General features: G+C 53.8%; 7 protein-coding genes and 1 pseudogene. 3 read left to right on the top strand and 5 right to left on the bottom strand.

Annotated features, from left to right (window positions below; genetic code table 11):
• Nucleotides 1-196: 196 nt before the first annotated feature.
• The 3 genes from AUR66_RS21105 to hepT all read left to right on the top strand — a co-directional run bounded on the left by AUR66_RS21105 (nucleotide 197) and on the right by hepT (nucleotide 1,353).
• Nucleotides 197-343: a hypothetical protein gene (locus AUR66_RS21105; RefSeq protein ID WP_157532991.1), complete on the top strand. Its 147-nt coding sequence runs from the start codon at nucleotides 197-199 to the stop codon at nucleotides 341-343.
• 149 nt (nucleotides 344-492) lie between these two features.
• On the top strand, nucleotides 493-927 hold the full coding sequence (gene mntA, locus AUR66_RS03945; RefSeq protein ID WP_058571199.1) for a type VII toxin-antitoxin system MntA family adenylyltransferase antitoxin: 435 nt from the start codon (nucleotides 493-495) through the stop codon (nucleotides 925-927).
• Entirely contained in the window at nucleotides 928-1,353 is a 426-nt protein-coding gene (gene hepT / locus AUR66_RS03940; RefSeq protein WP_058571198.1) for a type VII toxin-antitoxin system HepT family RNase toxin, read from the top strand.
• Nucleotides 1,354-1,499: 146 nt separating this feature from the next.
• Here hepT and AUR66_RS21100 read toward each other — a convergent pair whose 3' ends face one another.
• From AUR66_RS21100 to AUR66_RS22535, 5 genes and pseudogenes are all read right to left on the bottom strand, one after another.
• Nucleotides 1,500-1,691 (bottom strand): hypothetical protein, encoded by a 192-nt coding sequence (locus AUR66_RS21100; RefSeq protein WP_058571197.1) that lies wholly within the window; start codon nucleotides 1,689-1,691, stop codon nucleotides 1,500-1,502.
• Between the two features lie 12 nt (nucleotides 1,692-1,703).
• A complete protein-coding gene (locus AUR66_RS21095; protein ID WP_058571196.1) occupies nucleotides 1,704-2,102 on the bottom strand; it encodes a type II toxin-antitoxin system death-on-curing family toxin in 399 nt (132 codons plus the stop codon).
• Between the two features lie 200 nt (nucleotides 2,103-2,302).
• A complete protein-coding gene (locus AUR66_RS03925; protein ID WP_058571195.1) occupies nucleotides 2,303-2,569 on the bottom strand; it encodes a ribbon-helix-helix domain-containing protein in 267 nt (88 codons plus the stop codon).
• A 73-nt stretch (nucleotides 2,570-2,642) separates the two neighbouring features.
• Complete coding sequence (locus AUR66_RS03920; protein WP_058571194.1) at nucleotides 2,643-3,929, bottom strand: outer membrane protein assembly factor BamB family protein; 1,287 nt, start codon at nucleotides 3,927-3,929, stop codon at nucleotides 2,643-2,645.
• 417 nt (nucleotides 3,930-4,346) lie between these two features.
• Nucleotides 4,347-4,527: pseudogene (locus tag AUR66_RS22535) on the bottom strand (hypothetical protein); the annotation flags it as partial.

Raw genomic sequence — 4,527 nt, 5'->3', positions numbered from 1 at the left:
TTCGTAGTGCGAAACTTCATTACCGATTTGCTTCTTAGTACTCATTGTAGTTTACCTGAAGGCGCCTACTCAGCGTCTTCTTCCGACACCACGACTCTCCAGCCGTGGCTCTCACCGACTCCAACCAACTCATTCTGCGCACGCCTTTCGCGCCTTCACGAGCGCCCCGCAGGGCGCGGAAGGCGTGCGCTCGACGATGGAAACACAGCCAGCACCGCGCGACTCGACCTGCCCGCAGCGAGCGGCCAGCACACAAGCCGGTTTCGCGTCCGACGACCGAGTCTACGAGGGCGTCGTGACCGACAGCGCGCTTGGTGCTGGCGCACCGGGAAGGTGCGAGTGAAGCGAGACGCGACCCCAGGAGCGGCTCGTCGCGAACAGCGAGCAACGCGAGTCGTGAGCACGGAGGGCACAGGGCGGCGAGCGGGGCGTGCCGTGACGGCGGCCGGTAAACCCACCGAGATATATTAAGCAGGAACGTGAACTATCACTATGCCCCAACCAGATGACCCCGCTGTCGAAACAATCGACATTGAGGGAATCAAAGAGTACCTCGCTCAAACGGAGGTCATCTTCGCAGTTCTGTTTGGGTCGCATGCGAGAGGGACGGCAGACGAGTCATCTGATGTCGACATTGCGCTCCGTTTCCCCGAGGAGATGTCCGAAGCCGAGCGGTTCCGTCGACGCAACCGTATCGATGCTGACTTGCAATCGTACGCCGACGGGTTCGTCGACGTAAGCGACATTGAATCATTGCCAACTCACGTTGCCCATGCAGCACTCCGAGATGGTGTTCGTATAGCTGGCGACGAGAGAGAGGTGAATGCCTATAAGCAACGTGTCGACACGGAATACGACGCAAGTGCGAGTGAGCGAGAACAGGAACGTCGAGAGTTCATTGACCGGCTTGCTCGTGGAGACGTCTAGATGGTCGACGAGGACATTGTTGTCGACAAACTCCGTTTCATCAACGAGTACACGAACGATCTGAAGCAGATGCGTGGAATGTCCAAATCGGAATACGTCGAAGACGTCGTTATCCAGCGTGCTGTTGAGCGGACGTTCATGAATCTCATCCAATCCTGTATCGACCTCGCCCAACACATCCGCGCTTCAGAGAGTCTCTCTCCAAGTGGGACATCAAAGAACGAGATTGAGTCGCTTGGGAATGCAGAAATAATCTCACGCGATGTGCAAGAGCAAATAGAAGAAGCAGTTGGGTTTCGGAATATCCTCGCTCACCGGTACGGTGATGTGAATCACGACGTCGTCTATTCTGTTTTACATAACGACCTCCACTGGTTCGACCAATTCCAGCAGGAGATTGCGCAGTGGCTTCAGCAACGATACTAATTCTGTCGCGGTGGCTCTCACCAGAATCGTGAGCATAGAGGGCACAGGGGGGCGAGCGGGGCGTGCCGTAACGAAGCGTCCGTTCAACCAGAGTTGACGCTCAGACGGACAGACTTAGACAGACGAGAACTACGTGCGAAAACAGATTACTCGTGCTCAAGTGCCGCGTAGATTTCGGCATGACGACGTCCATCGAGTTTCCCCATTTCTAGGGCAATTTCACGGCGTTCCTCGTCACTCTCAGCCGACTTGTACCGTTCGTACAGTCGGCGGACTTCTTCGTCAACCGGAGTCGAGGAATCGGTGCTGGACGCCATGTCTGTATCGAAGGTACTCATTATATCCCTAAATCAGTTACGACGGGCACACGCTCGGAAGTATATGACTGCTGTTTGGATGTCAACAGCTGCTTCGTCGGTTGCAAAGCGGTGCAGCAATGCACGAATTTCGTCACCATAATCGAACAGATATCCATTCAACATGTAGAAGACGACCACCGTTCTGAGTGCTGTTCGCTTGTTCCCATCAACGAACGGGTGGTCGGCAACGAGAAGTCGCATCAGATGCACTGCTTTTTCATGAACCGTCTCAGGAACCTCTCCAAAGAATCCTTCTGAAACGTACTGGAGTACAGATTCAATCGCATCTGCTGACCTAACTCCCGACTCCGTAATATCGCCTTCATCGACAATTTGCTCGTGGAGCTCAAGAACGAGCTCAACCGAGGGGTAGGCGACATTGTCAGTCACGTCTTTGAGTCTCTCTTAGCATCCAATAGTCGTTGCTGTTGAGTGATTTGACCTCTACAAGCCATCGGATACCGACTTGTGTTTGTACGCCGACGGCTTCGTTGGGTTAAGCGACATTGAGTCACTATTTGTTCCCGTACTCCGGGGTCGAAGTCGGCTAGGTGGCTATCTGCTTCAGATAAAATCTTGACGCCTGTCATTCACGCTCGGTCGTCGTCAAGCGAGGTCGTCTTGCCCGTCTCACGCTGTTTCCGACTTTCGGCAAGGTCTGCGAGCGTCTCTTCGGATAGTTGCACAGAGGGATCAAGCCAGTCTCGGAGTGCATCACGAATTGCTTCCGACCGGGAGGTGTACCCACGTCGGGCAAATTCCTCGTCGATTGCGTCGACCATCGCAGTGGGAACTCGGACATCAATTTTTGTGGTCCCACCGTCTCCGTCTCTGCCGTCTCCGGTGTTAGTACTCATGTGGTGTGAGACGTGTGTCTCACAAATGAACCCACAGGGTGGTAGACTCTTAACCAACGAATGTTGGTTGAGACTATTGAAGCGAATACACTGCACCCTTCGCAGACCCGACGTAGGCCTGGTTTTCGTCAACCGACAGGTCAGTTAGTTGGGTTCCATCCTCGAACGCCCATTGCTGCTCACTTGTCGTCACATCGAGTGAGAACTTGAATCGGTTTCGTGGGTCGTCTCTTCCCCACGAATCAATGTACAAAGAATCAGCTACAGTTGCAGACGGTATCACGCCCTCAACACTCTCTTTGGGAGTCCACGTCCAATTGAGACCGCCTCCCTCAGTATCGAAAGCCCGCACTGTGCTTCCACCGGCAAAGAGAACACCGTCCTGGACTGGCACCCGTGGGACGAACCCTGACTCGTCTGCCTGCCACTGTTGTTTACCACTTTCTGGATCGAATGCGGCGATATGTTCGCCACCGACGTAGAGCGTGCCATCGTTGAGCGTCGTTGATGTCGTGATCCATTCATCGTGACTCCATTTTTCCTCACCCGTCTCGCTATCCAGTGCAACGAGTTTTCCACGAACATCACCCTCGTCAGCGACGAAACAGACTGTCTCGTCGGTAGCTGCAATTGTCCGGTACGAATAGTCTTCAACTTCTGCAGTCCATCGCTGCTTACCGGTTACTGTATCGTACGCATAGAGCCGGCCGTATGTTGGAACGTACATCGTCTCAGTAATCAGGTGTCCACCAGACGGGTCACCAATTTCACCGGACCATTGCTCCGATCCATCAGCGACGGAGAGTGCATAGAGTGTCTGACCTTCATCTTCAATCGCGTCGTCTTCGGTCCCGACGTACAGTACGTTCTCAGTGACACCGAGAATTTCCAGCCACCATGCTTCAGGGTTGAACGTCCACTGCACGGTTCCGGTTTCGGCGTCGAGGGCGACCACGCCCTGGTTTTCGAACAAGTCGCTCTTCCCTACGACGACGAACACTGTCTCGCCAACGTGGACTGGCGAACTACGGAGTTCGGTGTCTGCGTCAAATGACCACTGTTGGCTTCCATCGTCAGCGCTCAATGATTCAATAGTCCCTGACTTCGTTCCCACATAGAGACTACCTCCTGTACTCGTTGGTGCAGTGGTGATTTCCGAGCCAAGTGTTCGCTGCCAGACGACAGGGGGATCTGGCTGCTTAGCTTGGGTACTTGTGGTCGTCTTCGTCGACATTTCTGTCTGCGTCTCAGCCTTTGTCGTCGTCCCAGCAGGTCCGCCAGAACCGAGACAGCCAGCAGTCCCGAGACCAACGGTGGCGACACAAGCACGAAGGAATTGACGACGGCGATGGGAGGGCATCTATAATCGATTTCGTGTTGGCTGTTAGATATTTTGTGGTCGGCTGATGAAATTCAACGAATTCTCGCAACAGGTTGCCTTGTTGACCTCCTCCTGCGTCTTTAGGCACGGGTACGTACTCGAGTATCCATTATTATGCAGTGGATTATATTATTACGTGCATAAGAATTGCAGTAAGTTACCTACGACTGAAGTCGTGGGCTTCCGCCTCGAAATTATGTAAGCAAAGAGTCTCCGAACTCGCAACGAATCCCGAATAGAGTCTTAGCTACCCCTCAGAACTTGTCGAACGGCTCGAAACGGCTGGCCTCGTCGAGACACGTCGACAGTGAAAAACAAAGCAGGTTCGACTGTCTGAGGTAAAGGCGTTCGAGTTACTCACCAACCTCATATGAGTGCAAGGAGGAGGCCCACGGCTCAGTCGTGGGAGGGACCCGACTCAGTCTGCGTATCGTTGAGTTCCTCAAGCACCTGAACCGCCACCGTTCCAATTCGAACTCCATCAATCGGTTGCACATCGGAGTCAGCAGCAGCAGTCCGAAATGGAACCTGGTCGACGAGGATTCGACGACTGATTTCTCGGACAGTTGTCTCTCCA

The sequence above is a fragment of the Haloferax profundi genome (assembly GCF_001469865.1).
GTDB classification, from domain to species: Archaea; Halobacteriota; Halobacteria; order Halobacteriales; family Haloferacaceae; genus Haloferax; species Haloferax profundi.
This window is presented reverse-complemented; position numbering and strand designations above follow the sequence as displayed.

What these genes read in the sequence shown, in the direction of transcription:
- mntA (WP_058571199.1), top strand. Translation starts at nt 493, where the DNA reads ATGCCCCAACCAGATGACCCCGCTGTCGAAACAATCGACATTGAGGGA.
- AUR66_RS21105 (WP_157532991.1), top strand. Translation starts at nt 197, where the DNA reads ATGGAAACACAGCCAGCACCGCGCGACTCGACCTGCCCGCAGCGAGCG.
- AUR66_RS03925 (WP_058571195.1), bottom strand. Translation starts at nt 2,569, where the DNA reads ATGAGTACTAACACCGGAGACGGCAGAGACGGAGACGGTGGGACCACA.
- AUR66_RS21100 (WP_058571197.1), bottom strand. Translation starts at nt 1,691, where the DNA reads ATGAGTACCTTCGATACAGACATGGCGTCCAGCACCGATTCCTCGACT.
- hepT (WP_058571198.1), top strand. Translation starts at nt 928, where the DNA reads ATGGTCGACGAGGACATTGTTGTCGACAAACTCCGTTTCATCAACGAG.
- AUR66_RS03920 (WP_058571194.1), bottom strand. Translation starts at nt 3,929, where the DNA reads ATGCCCTCCCATCGCCGTCGTCAATTCCTTCGTGCTTGTGTCGCCACC.